The 17,165-nt window shown below is 58.6% G+C and carries 20 protein-coding genes; 3 read left to right on the forward strand and 17 right to left on the reverse strand.

Going from position 1 to position 17,165, the window contains the following annotated elements:
- Positions 1–173: 173 nt before the first annotated feature.
- From minE to minC, 3 genes are all read right to left on the reverse strand, one after another.
- The gene (minE, locus tag F6R97_RS24795) at positions 174–428 is read right to left on the reverse strand and encodes a cell division topological specificity factor MinE (protein WP_007898843.1); all 255 of its coding nucleotides are present in this window, start codon (positions 426–428) and stop codon (positions 174–176) included.
- Positions 428–1,240 carry a septum site-determining protein MinD gene (gene minD / locus F6R97_RS24800; RefSeq protein ID WP_038979761.1) on the reverse strand — a complete coding sequence of 271 codons (813 nt, stop codon included), beginning with the start codon at positions 1,238–1,240 and terminating at the stop codon, positions 428–430. Before minD ends, minE begins: the two co-directional genes overlap by 1 nt.
- 201 nt (positions 1,241–1,441) lie before the next feature.
- Complete coding sequence (gene minC, locus F6R97_RS24805) at positions 1,442–2,179, reverse strand: septum site-determining protein MinC (RefSeq protein WP_038980241.1); 738 nt, start codon at positions 2,177–2,179, stop codon at positions 1,442–1,444.
- A gap of 118 nt (positions 2,180–2,297) precedes the next feature.
- Here minC and F6R97_RS24810 point away from each other — a divergent pair, with 118 nt between their 5' ends.
- Both F6R97_RS24810 and F6R97_RS24815 read left to right on the forward strand, forming a co-directional pair.
- Positions 2,298–3,230, forward strand: a complete 933-nt coding sequence (locus tag F6R97_RS24810; RefSeq protein ID WP_038979762.1) for a lipid A biosynthesis lauroyl acyltransferase — start codon at positions 2,298–2,300, stop codon at positions 3,228–3,230.
- 35 nt (positions 3,231–3,265) lie between these two features.
- Entirely contained in the window at positions 3,266–4,438 is a 1,173-nt protein-coding gene (locus F6R97_RS24815) for a patatin-like phospholipase family protein (protein ID WP_038979763.1), read from the forward strand.
- A gap of 117 nt (positions 4,439–4,555) precedes the next feature.
- Here F6R97_RS24815 and F6R97_RS24820 read toward each other — a convergent pair whose 3' ends face one another.
- The 7 genes from F6R97_RS24820 to puuE all read right to left on the reverse strand — a co-directional run bounded on the left by F6R97_RS24820 (position 4,556) and on the right by puuE (position 10,473).
- Positions 4,556–5,341 carry an outer membrane protein OmpK gene (locus tag F6R97_RS24820; RefSeq protein WP_038979764.1) on the reverse strand — a complete coding sequence of 262 codons (786 nt, stop codon included), beginning with the start codon at positions 5,339–5,341 and terminating at the stop codon, positions 4,556–4,558.
- 32 nt (positions 5,342–5,373) lie between these two features.
- Positions 5,374–5,760: a hypothetical protein gene (locus F6R97_RS24825; RefSeq protein WP_315867232.1), complete on the reverse strand. Its 387-nt coding sequence runs from the start codon at positions 5,758–5,760 to the stop codon at positions 5,374–5,376.
- 189 nt (positions 5,761–5,949) lie between these two features.
- The gene (locus F6R97_RS24830) at positions 5,950–7,254 is read right to left on the reverse strand and encodes a urate hydroxylase PuuD (protein WP_315867233.1); all 1,305 of its coding nucleotides are present in this window, start codon (positions 7,252–7,254) and stop codon (positions 5,950–5,952) included.
- A gap of 50 nt (positions 7,255–7,304) precedes the next feature.
- Positions 7,305–7,808 carry an ureidoglycolate lyase gene (locus F6R97_RS24835; protein ID WP_008005655.1) on the reverse strand — a complete coding sequence of 168 codons (504 nt, stop codon included), beginning with the start codon at positions 7,806–7,808 and terminating at the stop codon, positions 7,305–7,307.
- A gap of 142 nt (positions 7,809–7,950) precedes the next feature.
- Positions 7,951–8,946 (reverse strand): allantoicase, encoded by a 996-nt coding sequence (gene alc / locus F6R97_RS24840; protein WP_030131652.1) that lies wholly within the window; start codon positions 8,944–8,946, stop codon positions 7,951–7,953.
- 88 nt (positions 8,947–9,034) lie between these two features.
- Positions 9,035–9,550, reverse strand: a complete 516-nt coding sequence (uraD, locus tag F6R97_RS24845; protein ID WP_315867234.1) for a 2-oxo-4-hydroxy-4-carboxy-5-ureidoimidazoline decarboxylase — start codon at positions 9,548–9,550, stop codon at positions 9,035–9,037.
- The gene (gene puuE, locus F6R97_RS24850; protein WP_315867235.1) at positions 9,547–10,473 is read right to left on the reverse strand and encodes an allantoinase PuuE; all 927 of its coding nucleotides are present in this window, start codon (positions 10,471–10,473) and stop codon (positions 9,547–9,549) included. The genes uraD and puuE overlap by 4 nt, the downstream gene beginning before the upstream one ends.
- A gap of 435 nt (positions 10,474–10,908) precedes the next feature.
- Between puuE and uraH the strand changes: the two genes are divergently transcribed.
- Complete coding sequence (gene uraH, locus F6R97_RS24855) at positions 10,909–11,262, forward strand: hydroxyisourate hydrolase (RefSeq protein ID WP_038979768.1); 354 nt, start codon at positions 10,909–10,911, stop codon at positions 11,260–11,262.
- 189 nt (positions 11,263–11,451) lie between these two features.
- Here uraH and F6R97_RS24860 read toward each other — a convergent pair whose 3' ends face one another.
- The 7 genes from F6R97_RS24860 to F6R97_RS24890 form a co-directional block, all read right to left on the reverse strand.
- The gene (locus F6R97_RS24860; protein ID WP_038979769.1) at positions 11,452–12,078 is read right to left on the reverse strand and encodes a LysE family translocator; all 627 of its coding nucleotides are present in this window, start codon (positions 12,076–12,078) and stop codon (positions 11,452–11,454) included.
- A gap of 79 nt (positions 12,079–12,157) precedes the next feature.
- The gene (locus tag F6R97_RS24865; RefSeq protein WP_038979770.1) at positions 12,158–13,507 is read right to left on the reverse strand and encodes an NCS2 family permease; all 1,350 of its coding nucleotides are present in this window, start codon (positions 13,505–13,507) and stop codon (positions 12,158–12,160) included.
- Between the two features lie 661 nt (positions 13,508–14,168).
- A complete protein-coding gene (locus F6R97_RS24870; protein ID WP_048394407.1) occupies positions 14,169–14,540 on the reverse strand; it encodes a glutathione S-transferase N-terminal domain-containing protein in 372 nt (123 codons plus the stop codon).
- Between the two features lie 101 nt (positions 14,541–14,641).
- The gene (gene folE / locus F6R97_RS24875; RefSeq protein WP_007898818.1) at positions 14,642–15,187 is read right to left on the reverse strand and encodes a GTP cyclohydrolase I FolE; all 546 of its coding nucleotides are present in this window, start codon (positions 15,185–15,187) and stop codon (positions 14,642–14,644) included.
- A 77-nt stretch (positions 15,188–15,264) separates the two neighbouring features.
- Positions 15,265–15,822, reverse strand: a complete 558-nt coding sequence (locus F6R97_RS24880; protein WP_007898817.1) for a Smr/MutS family protein — start codon at positions 15,820–15,822, stop codon at positions 15,265–15,267.
- Between the two features lie 75 nt (positions 15,823–15,897).
- On the reverse strand, positions 15,898–16,218 hold the full coding sequence (locus tag F6R97_RS24885; RefSeq protein WP_030131642.1) for a hypothetical protein: 321 nt from the start codon (positions 16,216–16,218) through the stop codon (positions 15,898–15,900).
- 131 nt (positions 16,219–16,349) lie between these two features.
- A complete protein-coding gene (locus tag F6R97_RS24890; RefSeq protein ID WP_038979772.1) occupies positions 16,350–16,940 on the reverse strand; it encodes a cysteine hydrolase family protein in 591 nt (196 codons plus the stop codon).
- Between the last annotated feature and the right edge of the window lie 225 nt (positions 16,941–17,165).

Raw genomic sequence — 17,165 nt, forward strand, 5'->3', positions numbered from 1 at the left:
CCTCGTAACAAACGCCAACGGCGGCTCAGGCCCCGCCCCTGTAGGAGCGAAGCTTGCTCGCGAATGCGTCACCTCGGTCTATCAGATAGACCGAGTTGCCTGTGTTCGCGAGCAAGCTTCGCTCCTACGGAGTGTGTAAGGGCCTGAGCCGCCGTGGCTCCCGCCGGATCGACTCAGCGATCTGGCAGGGTGATATTGAGTTCCAGGATCGAGCAACTGCCCTGGTTTTCCAGAGCGACGTGCACGTCATCGGACCCGATATTGACGTACTTGCGGATCACTTCCACCAGTTCCTTCTGCAAGGCTGGCAGGTAGTCCGGCGTACTGCGCTGGCCGCGTTCATGCGCCACGATGATCTGTAGACGCTCTTTCGCTACCGACGCGGTACTGACCTTTTTACTGGCACGAAAGAAGTCAAAAAGGTTCATTACCTACCTCCAAAAAGTCGCTCGAAGAATCCCTTCTTCTCGACATCGAGGAAACGATGGTCCACGGTTTTACCCAGCAGACGATCAACCGCATCGCTGTACGCCTGACCGGCGTCGCTCTGGTCGTCGAGAATTACCGGCACGCCCTGGTTGGAGGCTTTGAGGACGGCTTGCGATTCTGGAATCACGCCTAGCAGGGTTACTGCGAGGATGTCCTTGACGTCTTCGACGCCGAGCATTTCGCCGTTGCTCACGCGTGTTGGGTTGTAGCGAGTCAGCAGCAAGTGTTCCTTGATCGGGTCTTCGCCGTTTTCGGCGCGACGGGATTTGCTGGCCAGCAGGCCCAGCATGCGGTCCGAGTCACGTACGGAGGAGACTTCCGGGTTGGTCACTACAATCGCTTCGTCAGCGAAGTACATGGCCAGGTGGGCGCCTTTCTCGATACCCGCCGGGGAGTCGCAGACCACGAATTCGAAGTCTTCCTTGAGCTGCATCAGGACCTTTTCGACGCCTTCGACAGTCAGCGCGTCTTTGTCGCGGGTCTGACTGGCGGCCAGTACGTAGAGGTTTTCCAGACGCTTGTCTTTGATCAGCGCCTGTTGCAGGTTGGCTTCGCCGTTTACCACGTTGACGAAGTCATACACCACGCGGCGCTCGCAACCCATGATCAGGTCGAGGTTACGCAAGCCGACGTCGAAGTCGACGATAACTGTTTTGTGACCACGCAGAGCGAGGCCGGTACCGATAGCGGCGCTGGTGGTGGTCTTACCCACACCACCCTTGCCGGATGTAACCACGAGAATCTTGGCCAAGGTGTTTTACCCCTAAGGAAAAAGGACGTTTAGCCCCTGAAAAACATCTCTTGAAAAACTACTGCAGTCGGACAGCCTTGGCTGGAATCCGGTTCTGAGCGGCGCTTACCCCCGGTAAACACTGCTTTTAGCCTTTTTCCTACTTCGTTTGAGCCGTTTTCGCTACGTTTTAGAGATGCTTGGAAAATGCGGCAGTATCCGTTAAAGCCGAATGATGTTCAACACGTCGCCCGACAGGCTGACTTGTACGCCCGCGCCCCACAATGGATCACGACGCAGATCCTCGGAAACCTTGTAGTGGCCGGCGATGGAGACCAGTTCAGCGGTCATTTGCTGACAGAAAATCCTGGCTTTCGTGTCACCTTTTACGCCGGCCAAGACACGACCGCGCATCGCGCCGTATACATGGATGTTCCCATCGGCGAGAAGTTCCGCCCCCGGGCTTACCGACGAAATCACCACCAAGTCGCAACCCTGGGCATAAATCTGCTGGCCACCGCGTACTGGCGAAGTGATGATTTTGGTCGGTTTGATGGTCGGTTCCGGTGGTTTTTCCGGTTTTTTTGCAACAGTGCCTTCGTGCGGGTCGAGCGGTCGCTCACGGGCGCCGGACGGCGGCAGCACCGGCAGATCGACCGCGATGGCAGCGGCAATGTCTTCAATGCGGCTGGCACGGATCGCCAGGGTGCGCAGGCCATGCTGGCGGCAGATGCGCATCAACCCCGGCAGATCGACCGAGCCTTCGCTGGCCGGAAGTTTGTCCAGGGCCAGTACCAACGGCGCGTTGCTGAAGAAGTTGGGCGCCTGGGCGACTTTGGCGGCCAGTTGTCGATCAAGATTCTCAAGGTCGTTACGGGCCAGTTCCAGCACCGTAATGGCGAGCATGCTGCCCTTCAACTGGAACACGGGATCTTGGTCTAGCGGTTCGGTTTGGCTCATGGTCGGCATACAACGACTTGTCACTAAAAGTGCCGAGACTTATAACGATAACGCCCGCGGGCCGCAAGCCGGGTCGAACGATGTAGAATGCGCGGCCACTGTCTTGACGGAACCTTTAATGGATCGCCCGCGTTTTCGAACAGCATTTCTTTCTCCACGTTTCTGGCCGCTGTGGTGTGGCTTGGGGCTGTTGTGGCTGATTGTGCAGTTGCCATATCCGGCATTGCTGTCGGTCGGTCGCGTCTTGGGCGCATTAATGTATCGGGTGGCCGGCGACCGACGGCGCATTGCCAAGCGCAATCTTGAGCTGTGTTTCCCTGAAAAGTCCGCTGCCGAACGCAAGCGCCTGCTCAAGGAAAACTTCGCCTCCACCGGCATCGCCTTCTTCGAGATGGCCATGAGCTGGTGGTGGTCGCGCAAGCGTCTGGCGAAACTGGCCCATGTCGAAGGCCTGGAGCATTTGAAGCAGGCCCAACGCGACGGCAAGGGCGTGATTCTGATGGCCGTGCATTTCACTACGCTTGAGATCGGCGCGGCGCTGCTCGGTCAGCAGCACACCATCGATGGCATGTACCGCGAACACAAGAATCCGCTGTTCGACTACATCCAGCGTCGTGGCCGTGAGCGGCACAACCTCGACTCGCTGGCGGTGGAGCGCGACGACGTGCGTGGCATGCTCAAACTGCTGCGGGCAGGCCGGGCGATCTGGTACGCACCGGATCAGGACTATGGCGCCAAGCAAAGTATCTTCGTGCCGTTGTTCGGGATTCAGGCGGCGACCGTCACTGCCACCAGCAAGTTCGCGCGGCTGGGCAAGGCGCTGGTGGTGCCGTTCACTCAGCAACGCCTGGCTGACGGCAGTGGTTATCGGTTGGTGATTCATGCGCCGCTCGAGGGCTTTCCCGGCGAGACGGAAGAGGCTGACTGTATTCGGATCAACCAGTGGGTCGAAAGCGCGTTGCGTGAATGTCCGGAGCAATACCTCTGGGCACATCGCCGCTTCAAGAGTCGTCCACCGGGCGAACCGAAGCTGTACGCCAAACGCGGTTGAGTCACCGATCCCTTTAAGCACCATGGAGTGTTGCGATGAGTTCTGCTGAACCGGTTACAGGGTTGATACTTTCCGGCGGCGGGGCTCGAGCGGCTTATCAGGTGGGCGTGCTGGCGGCGATTGCCGAGCTGCTGCCGGTGGGGGCGGCGAATCCGTTTCCGGTGATTGTCGGCACCTCGGCCGGCGCGATCAACGCGGTCAGTCTTGCCAGTGGGGCAATGGACTTTCGCGACGCGATTCAGCGCCTGACCGCTTTCTGGCAAGGTTTTCGCAGCCATCTGGTATTGCGCAGCGACTGGCCGGGGGTGATCCATCAAGCCACCCGGTTTGTCAGTCACAGTTTGCTGGGGATTGGCGCTCAGGTGCCAGTGGCCCTGCTCAACAGCTCGCCGCTGCGCGGTTTACTCCACGACAAACTGCACATGCCCGGGATTGCCGAGGCCATCGCGCAAAAGCAATTGAAGGCGGTGGCGGTCACGGCGTTTGGCTATGAGTCCGGTCAGGCCGTCACGTTCTATCAGGGTGGCGGCACCATCGAGTCCTGGTTGCGTCATCGGCGAATCGGCGTGCCGACCCAATTGAGCGTCGAACACTTGCTGGCCAGTTCGGCGATTCCGTTGCTGTTTGCGCCAGTGAAAATCGGCGAAGAATATTTCGGCGACGGCGCGGTACGCCAATCGGCACCGATCAGCCCGGCCCTGCACCTGGGCGCCAGTCGCGTGCTGGTGGTGGGCGTCAGCGGCAACCCGCGCGGGGTCGATCCGCAACAGCCACTGCAACGCGCCTACACCGGTCAGCAGCCGACCTTGGCGCAAATCGGCGGGCACATGCTCAACAGTACGTTCATTGATAGCCTGGAAAGCGACATCGAGTTGCTGCAGCGTCTGAATCAGTTCAGCCATCTGCTGCCCGACGGCACACCGAGTCGTGCATTGGGAGCAGCGCCGGTGGAGGTGCTGGTGATTTCGCCGAGTCAGCCGATTGATGAAATTGCAGCGCGGCACCGGCAGGAATTGCCGGCGGCCTTGCGCCTGTTTTTGCGCGGACCGGGGGCGACCAAGACCAGTGGGGCGGGGGTGTTGAGTTATCTGCTGTTCGAGGCGGGGTATTGCGGCGAATTGATCGATCTGGGGCGGCGCGATGCGTTGGCCAAGCGCGATGAGCTGTGCCGGTTTCTGGGGTTGGTGGAGCCTGCGGTTCCGGCTTGAGATTTGCGGTGCGGCCATCGCGGGCAAGCCACGCTCCCACAGGTTTTGTGTCGTTCGCCAATGATGTGAACAACACAAAACCTGTGGGAGCGTGGCTTGCCCGCGAAGCTTTTACGATTAGAAGTGGAACTTCACCAGGAAGCTCGTGTTGCTTTGATCGGTCTTGAAGGCCTGGCTGTCCTTGATCCCGTACTTGTCTGACCAGTAGTCGTACTCGACGCCGACGTACAACTGCTTCTCGCCGATGTTCAGGGCTTTACCCAAGTCGTATTTGACCTGTGGGTTGAAGTGCAGATTGGCGTGGTAGGTGCCTTTGCTGTTCTTGTCGTTATCGACCACCCAGTCCATGAAACCATCGATCAGGATGTTCGAATCGCCCACGGGAATGGTGTAGGACCAGACCGGGGTGATCTGCCAGACGTTGTCACCCGGGCGGCTGCCCTCGGTGTGACGCTGGTAGAAGTTCAACTGGAAGTAGTCGAACCCGGGAATCGCCAGGTCGAAACCCGGACCGATCAGGTAGGACTCGGTATCGCCCTCACCGAACTCGTACGTCATGGCCAGCAGCACGTCTTTGATCGGGCCGAATTCGATCTTCTGGTCGAGCACTTTGCCCAAGGAAATACGCGGCTGGAACTCACCATAGTAGGTGTTCGGGCCGGCGTTGAAGTCCTTCTCGCCGTTGTAGAAGATCTTGTCGACGAAGAAGAAGTTATCCCCGTATTTCCAGGCATCGGCGTGCTCGAAGGTGACGGTTTGCTGAATGCGCGGGTTGACCTGGAAGTCCTTGCCATAAAGGTAGGTCAGGCTGTTGTTCTGCCATTGCAGCAAGTCGCCGGCCATTGCCTGGCCCCCGGCCAACAAGGATCCCGCGAGCATCAGGCTGGTGCACGTACGTTTCATTCGGTTGCTCCCAAAAAGTAGGTGGTTCCACGTTATTTTTCTAAGGTCGGCGCTCTGGTGTGGCGCCTTTTCTTGCTGCTGTAAAAAATCATCCAGTCGGTCAGCTTTAGTGCTGTTAGCAAGAGCTGAGCCAAGGCTTTCGAAAAGAAAAAAACGCCCGTTCGGCTGTTCGAAAACAGTCGATTGAGCGTCATTTCGGGATGCCTTGGTACGGTCCAGAGCCGGGGTAAGTTGGCTTTCTGGTCAGGAATTAAATTCGCGCTTTTTTTTAGACCGGACTCGGGCGGGCGCGGAGAATACTCACTCCCGCGCCATGGCTCAAGTGCCCCGCAACAGAGCGTCGGGGACAGGTTTGGGGCACGGTTGTCGGTGGTCAGCCTGGCGTCGCTGAACCACAGTCTTGTCTGGGTACGAATCATCTGTTGCTCCCTCTTTTTTTTATTGTTTGAGGCGCAATGTGGCGAGGGGGCTTGCCCCCGTTCGGCTGCGAAGCAGTCGTAAAATCGGTTACCAGAGTTTGACTGAAGGAATGCGGGGGCCGCTTCGCGACCCAACGGGGGCAAGCCCCCTCGCCACAAAAGCCCGTTTGTCACGGGCTTTTGTGTTGCTTATTGGGTTTGGGCTCCCTGAACAATCCACGCACCGATCAGGTCACGCTCCTGCTGGGTCATCTGGGTGATGTTGCCCAGTGGCATGATCTGGCTGGCAACAGCCTGGGCCTGGATGCGCGGGGCCTGGAGCTTGATCTGCTCGGGGGTATCGAACATCACGCCGGCCGGTGCCGCGCTGAACAGCGGGCTGGTGGGTTTGGCCGAATGGCAGACCGTGCAACGCTCCTGGATCACGTTGTGCACCTTGTCAAAGTCCGGGCCGGCATTTGACGCTTGAGCGGGTGCCGTTTCAGGGGCTGCCGCCGGTGCGGCTTCAGCCGGTTTCTTACCACCGCCAAGGGCGGTTTCCGGCAGCGGCTGGTACTCGATGGTCCCAGGCGCCTTGGCCACTTCAGGTGCGCTGGACATCGGCGCCGGCCCGGTCACGTAGGCCAGGCAGATCATGCCGACCGCCGCGGCGGGCAGGGTCCAGGCAAACTTGTGGCTGTCGTGACGGGTGTTGAAGTAGTGACGCACCAACACCGCCAGCACCGCGATCCCGGCCAGGATCAGCCAGTTGTATTGACTGCCGTAAGTGCTCGGGAAGTGGTTGCTGATCATGATGAACAGCACCGGCAAGGTGAAGTAGTTGTTGTGCCGCGAACGCAGCAAGCCTTTGGCCGGCAGCGCCGGATCCGGCGTGCGGTTTTCGGCAATCGCGGCAACCAGTGCGCGTTGCGCCGGCATGATGATGCGGAACACGTTGCCGACCATGATGGTGCCGATGATCGCGCCGACGTGCAGGTACGCACCACGACCGCTGAACACTTTGCTGAAGCCGTAAGCGGCGCCAATGATCAGCACGAACAGGATGAAGCCTAGCAGGGCAGGGCGTTTGCCCAGGGCCGAGTCGCAGAGGAAGGAGTAGACGAACCAGCCGACGAACAACGAGGCAATGCCCAGTGCGACCCCTTCAGGGCCGGTCAGGCTGCTGCCCGGTGCGAGCAGGTACAGCGTCGGGTTGGAGTAGAACACCACGCAGAGCAGCGCGACCCCCGACAGCCAGGTGAAGTAGGCCTCCCATTTGAACCAGTGCAGGTTGTCCGGCATGGTCGGTGGAGCCAGTTTGTATTTTTCCAGGTGATAGATACCGCCGCCGTGGATCGCCCACAAATCGCCAGCCAAGCCACTTTTCGGGTTGACCCGATTGAGGTTGTTCTCCAGCCAGACGAAATAGAACGATGCGCCGATCCAGGCCACGCCAGTAATCATGTGAACCCAGCGCACGCTCAGGTTCAGCCATTCCAACAGATGTGCTTCCACAGTCTTTACCTCTCGCCTGTCACTCTGTTGTCGAGTGATCAGACCTTCTCTTATTGGTGGGGGGCGAGGATCAAACGCTCATCCTCTTTGAAAAAATGCTCATCGCAGTTATTGCCTGTGCCACTGCGATCAACCACCAGGAAGTCATCCCGCTTTTCGATCGTCAGCACCGGATGGTGCCAAACGCCGCGATGGTAATTAATGCCCTGCCTGCCGTTGGTGACGAAGGCGCGGACCAAGCCTGATACAGGTTCATCGCCAAGTGGCGCGACCACGATCAGAAAGGGGTTGCCGAGCAGCGGAATGAAAGCCTGGCTGCCCAGCGGGTGACGCTCCAGCATGCAGACGGTCAGCGGCATGTCCTGCGCGTCGGCGCGGAAGATGCTGATGATCGCGTTGTCCTCTGGCGTGGCGGTTTCCACCGTCGCCAGTTTGTGAAAGCGCATGGTCGAACCGTTGTTGATCATGAAGTGATCGCTGCCGTCGGTTTCAATCACGTCACCGAAAGGGGCGAAGGCTTCTTTGGTCAGCGGTTCAATCGTCAATGTGCGCATGCTGGTCTTCTTTTCCGAATTCTGTGTTGTTTGTTCTATCGCCATCGCGGGCAAGTCGAATCGTCGCACCGCCGCTCCCACAGGTTTTGTGAACGCCACAATTCCTTGTGGGAGCGGGCTTGCCCGCGATTGGGGACGACGCTTATTTTGCTACCTTGCCGAGGACCCGCAGGCGGCTCACGCCCCCATCCGGGAACACGTTCAGGCGGATGTGGGTGATCGGGCCCAGTGCCTTGATCTGCTCGGCAAAGGTATGTTCAGCGTGCATTTCCAGCTTCTGGCTTGGCAGCAATTCGCGCCAGAACAGCGATTGGGTTTCGATCTGGCTGTCGGTGCCGCCCTTCACGAATGCACCCTGGATCGAACAGGTGTCCGGGTAGTTGCCTTTGAAGTGCAGCGTGTCGACGATGACTTTCTCGATCTCGCCCGCATGACCCAGCGCGACGATCACCCAGTCATTGCCCGGCGTACGACGACGTGCGGTTTCCCAGCCGTCGCCCATGTTGATGCCACGGCCCGGGTTGAGGATGTTGCTCATGCGGCCGAAGTGTTCGTCGGAGCAGGCCAGCGCACGACCACCGTTCAGAGCCGCAGCCAGATCGACTTGTTCGTTGTCGCCGACGGCCGACCAGTCGCGGAACGGAATGCCGTACACACGCAGACGGGCCACGCCGCCATCCGGGTAGATGTTGAAGCGCAGATGGCTGAAGGCCTGGTCGTTGTTGATTTCGTGGTAGTGGTGGCTGTTGCCTTGCAGCTCGACGGCCGACAGCACTTCAGTCCACTGGGTGTTTTCGTCGGGCTCGCCCGAGGCCAGGAAGCAGGCTTCCAGGGACGCCGACGGCGGGAAGTTGCCGGTGAAGAATGAAGTGTCGATGTCCACGCCTTTGATCGAGCCCGGTACGCCCAGGCGGATCACGGCGCTGTCGTAGCCTTCGAAGCGCTTGCGGCGCGACTCCCAGCCGTCCATCCACTTGCCGTTGTCATCGAACACGCCCTCCTTCCACACGGCCGGGGTCGGTTGGAACAGACGGTTGGCGTCTGCGAACCAGTCATCGGTGACCGAGATGATTTTGGTGCCCAGGCGGGCGTCGGCCAGGTTGACGAACTTCTCGAAAGGTACGGCGTAAGCTTTCATTCTTCTTGTCTGCCTTTAATAAGTTGGCTTGGGATGCTTGCGAGGCCCTGGGTACTTTTCGCGTTTAAGAGCACTCGGGCCAGGCTTGCTATAGGGTCAGTAATCGGAACAACGCGATCTTGTTGATCTCCGCCAGCGCGCATTTGAATTCGGTGTCGACCGAGTTGTGAATGCGCGTTTCGAACGCCGCGAGGATCTGATGCCGGTTGCTGCCTTTTACCGCCATGATGAAGGGAAACTTGAACTTGGCTTTGTAGGCGTCGTTCAGCTCGGTGAAGCGCTGGAACTCATCGCTCGAGCATTGGTGAATACCCGCGCCAGACTGTTCTTCAGTGCTGGCTGCGGTCAGTTGGCCCTGGACGGCTGCTTTGCCGGCCAGGTCCGGGTGAGCGTTGATCAGGGCCAGTTGGCTTGTGTGATCAGCGCTCAACAAAATGTCGCTCATGCGCTGGTGCAGGGTTTCGATCTCGTCGATCGAAGCGTCCTGGCCCAGGTCGAAGGCCTTTTCGGCCACCCATGGCGAATGTTCGTAGATGTCGGCGAAAGCAGCGACGAAAGCGTCGCGGCTCAGGGTCGAAGGTTTGACGGTTTGAAAGGTGCTCATTTGGCAGCCCCTGTGTACGGGTGGGTTTCTTGCCAGTGACGGGCGATGTCGACGCGACGGCTGAACCACACCTGTTCATGACTTTTAGCGTATTCGATAAAGCGCTTGAGCGAAGCCAGACGCGCCGGCCGGCCGATCAGCCGGCAGTGCAGGCCGATCGACAACATCTTCGGTGCTTCGGCACCTTCGGCGTACAGCACATCGAACGCGTCTTTCAGGTATTCAAAGAAATCGTCGCCCTTGTTGAAGCCCTGGACCTGGGTGAAGCGCATGTCGTTGGTGTCCAGCGTGTACGGAATCACCAAATGCGGCTTGCTAGTCGGGTTGTTCGGTTCCCAGTAGGGCAGGTCGTCGTCGTAGGTGTCGCAGTCGTAAAGGAAACCGCCTTCTTCCATCACCAGTCGACGGGTGTTCGGACCGGTGCGGCCGGTGTACCAGCCCAGTGGGCGCTCGCCGGTGATTTCGGTGAGGATGCGGATCGCTTCGAGCATGTGCTCGCGTTCCTGCGCTTCGTCCATGTACTGGTAGTCGATCCAACGGTAGCCGTGGCTGCAGATTTCATGGCCGGCCTCGACCATCGCGCGGATCACGTCCGGGTGGCGCTGGGCGGCCATGGCCACGGCGAAGATGGTCAGCGGAATGTCGAATTCCTTGAACAGTTTCAGAATCCGCCAGACGCCGGCACGGCTGCCATACTCGTAAAGGGATTCCATGCTCATGTTGCGCTCGCCTTGCAGCGGCTGCGCCGAGACCATTTCCGAGAGGAAGGCTTCGGACTCTTTATCGCCGTGCAGGATATTGCGCTCGCCACCTTCCTCGTAGTTGAGCACGAAGGACAGCGCGATGCGGGCATTGCCCGGCCAGTGTGGGTGAGGAGGGTTACTGCCGTAACCGATCAGGTCGCGTGGATAGTCAGCGCTCACTGCAGTCTTCCTTCTTGTTCGTGTCGACTTATTCAAAGTCAGGGTGTGTGTGGCGGCCTGGCGATGAGAGGGCAGGCTGGCGTCACAGCGATGGAGTGATTGTATACAACTTTATATTCACTTTGTAAGCCTGATTTTTTGCATTTTTCACTGACTGCCCACTTTGAAGGGTACTGCAAGAAACCTGCCTGACTGGTCAGCTAATGGATAGAAGGTCCGCTGATCGTATGGTTCGGCGTTAGATTCGCTGCCAAAGGTTGAATGACGGCGGTAGCGGTAAAAATGTCGTTTTTATTGTGTACAATTTTTATGAAAAGTGTCTTAATCAGTCGCTCGCCGCAGCTTTTCGTGCTCCGAAACGGTGCGGTCTCCTTTTCAACTGACTTCGGGAGGCGCGAGGTCTGACTGCTCCACGCAGGCAGGCGCGCAGAATCAATGGGACGTTTGACTACACACGTTTTGGACGCTGCACACGGTTGCCCGGGCGGCTCGATCAAGGTCGAGTTGTACCGCGTTGAAGGTTCGCAGCTGGAATTGGTCGCCACTGCGCTCACCAACAGCGATGGCCGTGTCGATTCGCCGCTGCTGCAAGGCGATGACTATCGGTCCGGGGTTTATCAGCTTCAGTTTCATGCGGGTGATTACTACCGTGCCCGTGGGGTTCAGCTGCCTGAGCCTGCGTTCCTGGATGTGGTGGTGCTGCGTTTCGGCATCTCTGCGGAGCAGGATCACTACCACGTGCCGTTGTTGATTTCGCCGTACAGCTATTCGACCTACAGAGGAAGCTAGGACTTTTGCCCCAAGCCCCTTCTTCTCAAAAAAAGCTGCGCATATAGCTTCTTTGGTCTTTCGCCCGCTCACACTGCGGGCTTTTTTTTGCCTGATAGAAAGTCAAAAGATCGCAGCTTCGGCAGCTCCTACAGGGTTTTGCGTCTTTAGGAGCTGCCGAAGGCTGCGATCTTTTGATCTTGCTTTACCTCAACGGCTCAACAACGACGCAGCACCCGCACCACTAAACAACCCCGCACTCACCCGGTTAAACCAGCTCTGCCCATTGCCGCTACGCAAATACCGCGCAGCACCATGGGCTCCGAGGCCATAAGCCAATTTGCACAGCAAATCCAGCACGGTCCAGGTGGCAATCATCACCAGCAACTGCGGCAGGAACGGCTGTTCGGCGCTCAAAAACTGCGGCAGGAAAGCGGCAAAGAACAAAATGTCTTTCGGATTACTCGCGCCGAGCATGAACGCGCGCCCGAACAGTGCGCGAAAGTGCGGCACCGGCGCAGCTTGGGGCACTTCGGCGCCTTGGGATGGCTGACGCGATTGCTGCCAGCTCTGCCAGGCGAGGTAGAACAGGTACAGCGCACCGACGATTTTCAGGGCGCTGAACAGCTGTTCCGACGCCAGCAACAAGGCGCCCAGACCCAAAGCCGAAGCACTGAGCAGGCAGATCGACGCAATCACGCCCCCCAGAAACGCCGGGTAAGAACGGCGCAAACCGTAATTCAGACTGTTGCTGATCATCAGCAAAGACAGTGGCCCCGGGATCAGGATCACCACCAGCGCAGCGCCGCTGAACAGCAGCCAGGTTTCCAGACTCATCACTTTCCTCCATTTGCACAAAAGCCTCACCCGACGGGGTGAGGCTGTTTTGAAACACTGCTTTTGAATCGTAAACGGCTTACAAGAAAATGAACTTGGCGATGAAGATCGCGCAGAGCACCCACAGACTGACGGAAATTTCCTTGTACTTACCGGTGCCGGCCTTCAGCGTCACGTAAGTGATAAAGCCCAGCGCAATGCCGTCGGCGACCGAGAAGGTCAGCGGCATCATGATCGCGGTAACGATCGCCGGAATGCTGTCGGTCGCTTCGTCCCATTCGATGTGCGCCATGCCGCCCATCATCAGCATTGCCACATAAATCAGCGCACCAGCGGTTGCATAAGCGGGGATCATGCCAGCCAACGGTGCGAAAAACATTGCGGCAATAAATAGCACACCTACGGTCACTGCGGTAAGACCAGTCCGACCACCCGCTGCTACACCCGCGGCACTTTCCACGTAGCTGGTGACTGGCGGAACACCGACCACCGCACCGAACACACTGGAAGCACTGTCGGCCTTGAGGGCGCGGGAAAGGTTTTCGATCTTGCCGTCGGCGTTCACCAGGCCGGCGCGCTGGGCAACGCCCATCAAGGTGCCAGCGGTGTCAAACATGTGCACAAAGAGGAAGGCCAGTACCACGCTGATCATGCTGACATTGAATACCCCGGCGACGTCCATGGCCATCCAGGTCGGTGCCAGGCTCGGCGGGGCAGACATGATTCCTTCGTAATGCACCAGGCCCAAGCCCCAACCAGCCAGGGTCACGGTGATGATGCTGATGAGGATTGCGCCGAACACTTTGTGGTAGCTGAGCACGGCAATCATCAGGAAGCAGATGGCCGCCAGCAACGGGCCAGGCTCGCGCAGGGAGCCGAGTTTGATCAGGGTGGCCGGGCTATCGACAACGATGCCCGCGGTTTTCAAGCCGATCAGCCCCAGAAACAGGCCCACACCGGCGCCCATGGCAAAGCGCAAACTCACTGGAATGCTATTGAGCAGCCATTCGCGAATCCGGGAAAAGGTCAGGAACATGAACAACACACCGGAAACGAACACCGCACCGAGGGCGGTTTCCCAGTTGTAGCCCATGGTGCCGACCACGGTGTAGGTGAAGAACGCGTTCAGGCCCATACCCGGCGCCAGGCCGACCGGCCAGTTGGCGTATAGCCCCATCAGCAGGCAACCCAGCGCGGCAGCGATGCAGGTGGCGACGAACGCCGCACCGTGATTGATGCCGGCATCGGCCATGATGTTCGGGTTGACGAAGATGATGTAGGCCATGGTGATGAAGGTTGTCAGACCGGCGATCAGCTCGGTCTTCACCGTGGTGCCGTGCAAGCTGAGTTTGAAGATGCGCTCCAGCCAGCCATTGCGTAATGGCGGTGAGAGTTCCAGCGTCGGGGCTTCGGATTTGCGGCTTTCCACAGCGAATACTCCTCAAGAGTTTTATTGTTATTTCCAGGGCCGGACCCATGAGGGTGGCAGCGACCCTTTGAGGCATTTGCGAATTTGTTGACCTGATGGTCAGGAACTCGCACGAAGCGAATTATGCTTTTGTATACAAATAAAGCAAATAATGTTTTTGATTTTGTAGACGAAAAGTTTGGCAATAGGGATATATCGCCAGGAAGGACGCCTTCGCGGGCAAGCCTCGCTCCTACAGGTGAGCGCATTCCCCTGTGGGAGCGTGGCTTGCCCGCGATAGCTTTAGATCAGTCGATACACATGTCGCGGGTAGAGCGTTCACTCAGCTGCCACCTGACTTTTCCCCAAGGCCAGATTCACCACCAACCTTTTCCGATCTGGCGCAGTGGAACGTGCCGCAGGGTGGGCAGCTCGAGCAATTGGCGACGTTGGTGCGTCAGGCACAGGCGGCAGAAGCAGCCTGAGGGGAGGGTGTGAACAAATAAACCGGCCAATCGGCCGGTTTATTTTTGTCTGAAGTTTGTGGTGGCTGGTCTGGCTTCATCGCGGGCAAGCCCGCTCCCACAGTGGATCTGTTTTAAACACAGATCCCATTTACTCTACAAATCCTTGTGGGAGCGGGCTTGCCCGCGATGGCGCCGGTCGGAACACCACAAAACTATCAGGCAGCAGCAAACCGCTTATCCAGATAATCAATGATCACTTTGGACTCATACATCCAGGTGGTCTGGCCATTCTCTTCGATGCGCAGGCACGGCACCTTGATCTTGCCGCCTTGCTCCAGCAGAGCCTGGCGATCCTGTTCGTTGTTCTTCGCATCGCGCAACGCCACCGGAACGTTCAAGCGACGCAGGGTGCGGCGGGTTTTCACGCAGAACGGGCAGGCGTGGAACTGATACAGGGTCAGGTCTTTGGCGGCCGTTTCGACCTGAGCCTGAGCGGCGGCGGGGCGCTGCTTCTTGCCTGGACGAGTGATGAAGTCGATGAAGATGATTAGTTGGCCGAGGCCGATACGAAGCGCTTTAACGAACACGGGATAAGCCTCACAGGGCAAACAGAAGGCGCGCAGCTTACCTGATTTTTCGCAGACGAAAAAAAACCGGCGATCAGTGCCGGTTTTCTTCGTGCTGCGAATTACTTGATCAGGCTGAGAAACTCGCTGCGGGTGGCCGCGTTTTCGCGGAACTCGCCGAGCATCACCGAGGTGATCATCGTCGAATTCTGTTTCTCCACACCGCGCATCATCATGCACATGTGCTTGGCCTCGATCACCACCGCAACGCCCAGCGCACCGGTGACTTGCTGGACCGCATCGGCGATCTGGCGGCTGAGGTTTTCCTGGATCTGCAGGCGGCGGGCGTACATATCGACGATACGCGCGACTTTCGACAGCCCCAGAACCTTGCCGCTCGGGATGTAGGCAACGTGGGCCTTGCCGATGAACGGCAGCATGTGGTGCTCGCACAACGAGTAGAGCTCGATGTCCTTGACCAGCACCATCTCGCTGTTGTCGGAGCTGAACAAGGCACCGTTGGTGACCTCTTCCAGTGTCTGTTCATAACCGCGGCAGAGGTACTGCATGGCTTTGGCGGCACGTTTTGGCGTGTCGAGCAGGCCCTCGCGGGAGGCGTCCTCGCCCAATTGGCCGAGAATCTCGGTGTAATTCTGTTCCAGGGACATGAAACTACCTGTGGGATTTTACGCAAAGGGCAAGGGTACGGTGACGGACACGGCGCTGCAAGCGTGAAGCGACAGCATCACTCGTCGCGACCTTCCATCATGGTGCGTTTGAGCATCACATAAACCGCTCCGGCGCCGCCGTGTTTCGGTTGGCACGAGGTGAAGCCGAGCACCTGTGAATGCTGACGCAGCCACGTGTTGACATGGCTCTTGATCATCGGCCGCTTGCCGTCCAGACGCACCGCTTTACCGTGGGTGACACGTACGCAGCGGATTTCGAATTTGGTCGCTTCGGCCAGAAAGGCCCACAGGGTTTCACGGGCCTTTTCCACGTTCATGCCATGCAGGTCGAGGCTGCCTTCGAACGGAATCTGTCCGATCTTCAGCTTGCGCATCTGGCTTTCCTGGACACCGTCGCGGGCCCACATCAGCTCATCTTCGGGGCCGACATCAATGACGAACTGATCGGACAGCCCGTCAACGGTGGTGGCATCGGTGCGCACAGTGGCGGCCTGGCGCAGCTTGGCGATTTGCGCGCGATCGGCCTTGGGTTTGCCGGTTTCGGCGCGATCGTGCTTGATCGGCTTGACGCCTTGGATCGCGCTTTTGAACAGGGAAAAATCGTCGTCTTGCATGTCAGCCTCCGCGAAGGGCGGCCAGTTTACCCAAGTCGGGACGAATCGGGCGCGACAAAACGTCCGGCTTTGGGCTTAGTCGTGTTTTTTCATCAGGTGTGGAGACATGTTCAGCTCTCGCGACTGGCGCGAACGGCGACGGCAGCGGCGCCAGAGCCACACGCCGATGTACAGCACGAACAGGCCCACGGCCAGAATGATCGCCGAGCCCAGCGGGCTGGCATTCAATTCGCCCAGCGCCGGTGGCCGGCCCAGCAGGCTGGCCGCGCCGGCCATCGCCAGCAACACACCGCACGTCGCCAGTAAGGCAGCGAACGCTGCGCCGAAGCGAAAACGCCAGTTGCTTTGGCCTTTGGGCCGCAAGCGGCGTGCATCAAAACCATCGGATAACTTCATTCCGACCTTCCTCAATGGGTATCGGCCCTTCGACCGGGAGTTGACCGGGATGTTCCTGAGGCTAGGGCAATTACAGCAAATGAGAGGCTTTTGCGGATGAGCGGCGGCATGGACCGCTCATCGACGGTCGATCAGATCAGTTCGTGCGTCAGGGCGAGGGTGGCGAAATTGTCCGCCATGATCGCCATTTCGGTGTGCTGAACGTGCTCGGCGCTCAGGACGCCACCCTTGTAGGGCAGGTCGCGAGTCGCGCAGGCGTCTTCAACCAATGTGCAACGAAAGCCCAGGTTTTTCGCGGCACGCACGGTAGTGCTGACGCTGGAGTGGCTCATGAAGCCGCAGACGATAAGGTCCAGCGAGCCGAGATTCTGCAAGCGCTCCAGCAGTTCGGTGCCATGAAACGCACTCGGCAGCAATTTGCCGATGATGGTTTCGTCGCCCTGTGGCTCCAGGCCCGGAATGAACTCACCGCGCTCGCCTTGCGGGTCGAACAGCCCTCCGACGGTGCCGAGGTGGCGCACGTGTACGATCGGCCGACCGGCTGCACGGGCAGCGGCTACCAGTTGCTTGATGTTCGCGACGGCAGCATCCATGCCGCTCAGTGCCAAGGGGCCGCTGAGGTATTCTTTCTGGGCATCGATGATGACAAGGGTCGCATGACCCAGATTGGCCGCTGCATAACCACGGCCGCTGAGTTGAAACATCGTTTTTGGAACGGACATTCTGGGGCTCCTTCGGGTGGGGCTTTTGCGACATTGTCCTCTGGCTGAGCGCTTCTGTGAATCGCTACCATCGTAGGCACCGCCGTTGTTGGGTCGCAGCCTCGTCAAGATACTCGTTCTGTTCAATAGACTGCTGAAAAAATAGAAGAGTCCTACATCTGATCCGGTGTTTTTCCTGCGTCGTCGCGGCGCCTTTTGGCTGTTAGAATCGTCAGTCGTTTTTTC

The sequence above is a fragment of the Pseudomonas sp. JV414 genome (assembly GCF_032424305.1).
Taxonomy (GTDB): Bacteria; Pseudomonadota; Gammaproteobacteria; order Pseudomonadales; family Pseudomonadaceae; genus Aquipseudomonas; species Aquipseudomonas lini.

What these genes read in the sequence shown, in the direction of transcription:
- minE (WP_007898843.1), bottom strand. Translation starts at nt 428, where the DNA reads ATGAACCTTTTTGACTTCTTTCGTGCCAGTAAAAAGGTCAGTACCGCG.
- minC (WP_038980241.1), bottom strand. Translation starts at nt 2,179, where the DNA reads ATGAGCCAAACCGAACCGCTAGACCAAGATCCCGTGTTCCAGTTGAAG.
- F6R97_RS24810 (WP_038979762.1), top strand. Translation starts at nt 2,298, where the DNA reads ATGGATCGCCCGCGTTTTCGAACAGCATTTCTTTCTCCACGTTTCTGG.
- F6R97_RS24815 (WP_038979763.1), top strand. Translation starts at nt 3,266, where the DNA reads ATGAGTTCTGCTGAACCGGTTACAGGGTTGATACTTTCCGGCGGCGGG.
- F6R97_RS24820 (WP_038979764.1), bottom strand. Translation starts at nt 5,341, where the DNA reads ATGAAACGTACGTGCACCAGCCTGATGCTCGCGGGATCCTTGTTGGCC.
- F6R97_RS24825 (WP_315867232.1), bottom strand. Translation starts at nt 5,760, where the DNA reads ATGATTCGTACCCAGACAAGACTGTGGTTCAGCGACGCCAGGCTGACC.
- F6R97_RS24835 (WP_008005655.1), bottom strand. Translation starts at nt 7,808, where the DNA reads ATGCGCACATTGACGATTGAACCGCTGACCAAAGAAGCCTTCGCCCCT.
- alc (WP_030131652.1), bottom strand. Translation starts at nt 8,946, where the DNA reads ATGAAAGCTTACGCCGTACCTTTCGAGAAGTTCGTCAACCTGGCCGAC.
- uraD (WP_315867234.1), bottom strand. Translation starts at nt 9,550, where the DNA reads ATGAGCACCTTTCAAACCGTCAAACCTTCGACCCTGAGCCGCGACGCT.
- uraH (WP_038979768.1), top strand. Translation starts at nt 10,909, where the DNA reads ATGGGACGTTTGACTACACACGTTTTGGACGCTGCACACGGTTGCCCG.
- F6R97_RS24860 (WP_038979769.1), bottom strand. Translation starts at nt 12,078, where the DNA reads ATGAGTCTGGAAACCTGGCTGCTGTTCAGCGGCGCTGCGCTGGTGGTG.
- folE (WP_007898818.1), bottom strand. Translation starts at nt 15,187, where the DNA reads ATGTCCCTGGAACAGAATTACACCGAGATTCTCGGCCAATTGGGCGAG.
- F6R97_RS24880 (WP_007898817.1), bottom strand. Translation starts at nt 15,822, where the DNA reads ATGCAAGACGACGATTTTTCCCTGTTCAAAAGCGCGATCCAAGGCGTC.
- F6R97_RS24885 (WP_030131642.1), bottom strand. Translation starts at nt 16,218, where the DNA reads ATGAAGTTATCCGATGGTTTTGATGCACGCCGCTTGCGGCCCAAAGGC.
- F6R97_RS24890 (WP_038979772.1), bottom strand. Translation starts at nt 16,940, where the DNA reads ATGTCCGTTCCAAAAACGATGTTTCAACTCAGCGGCCGTGGTTATGCA.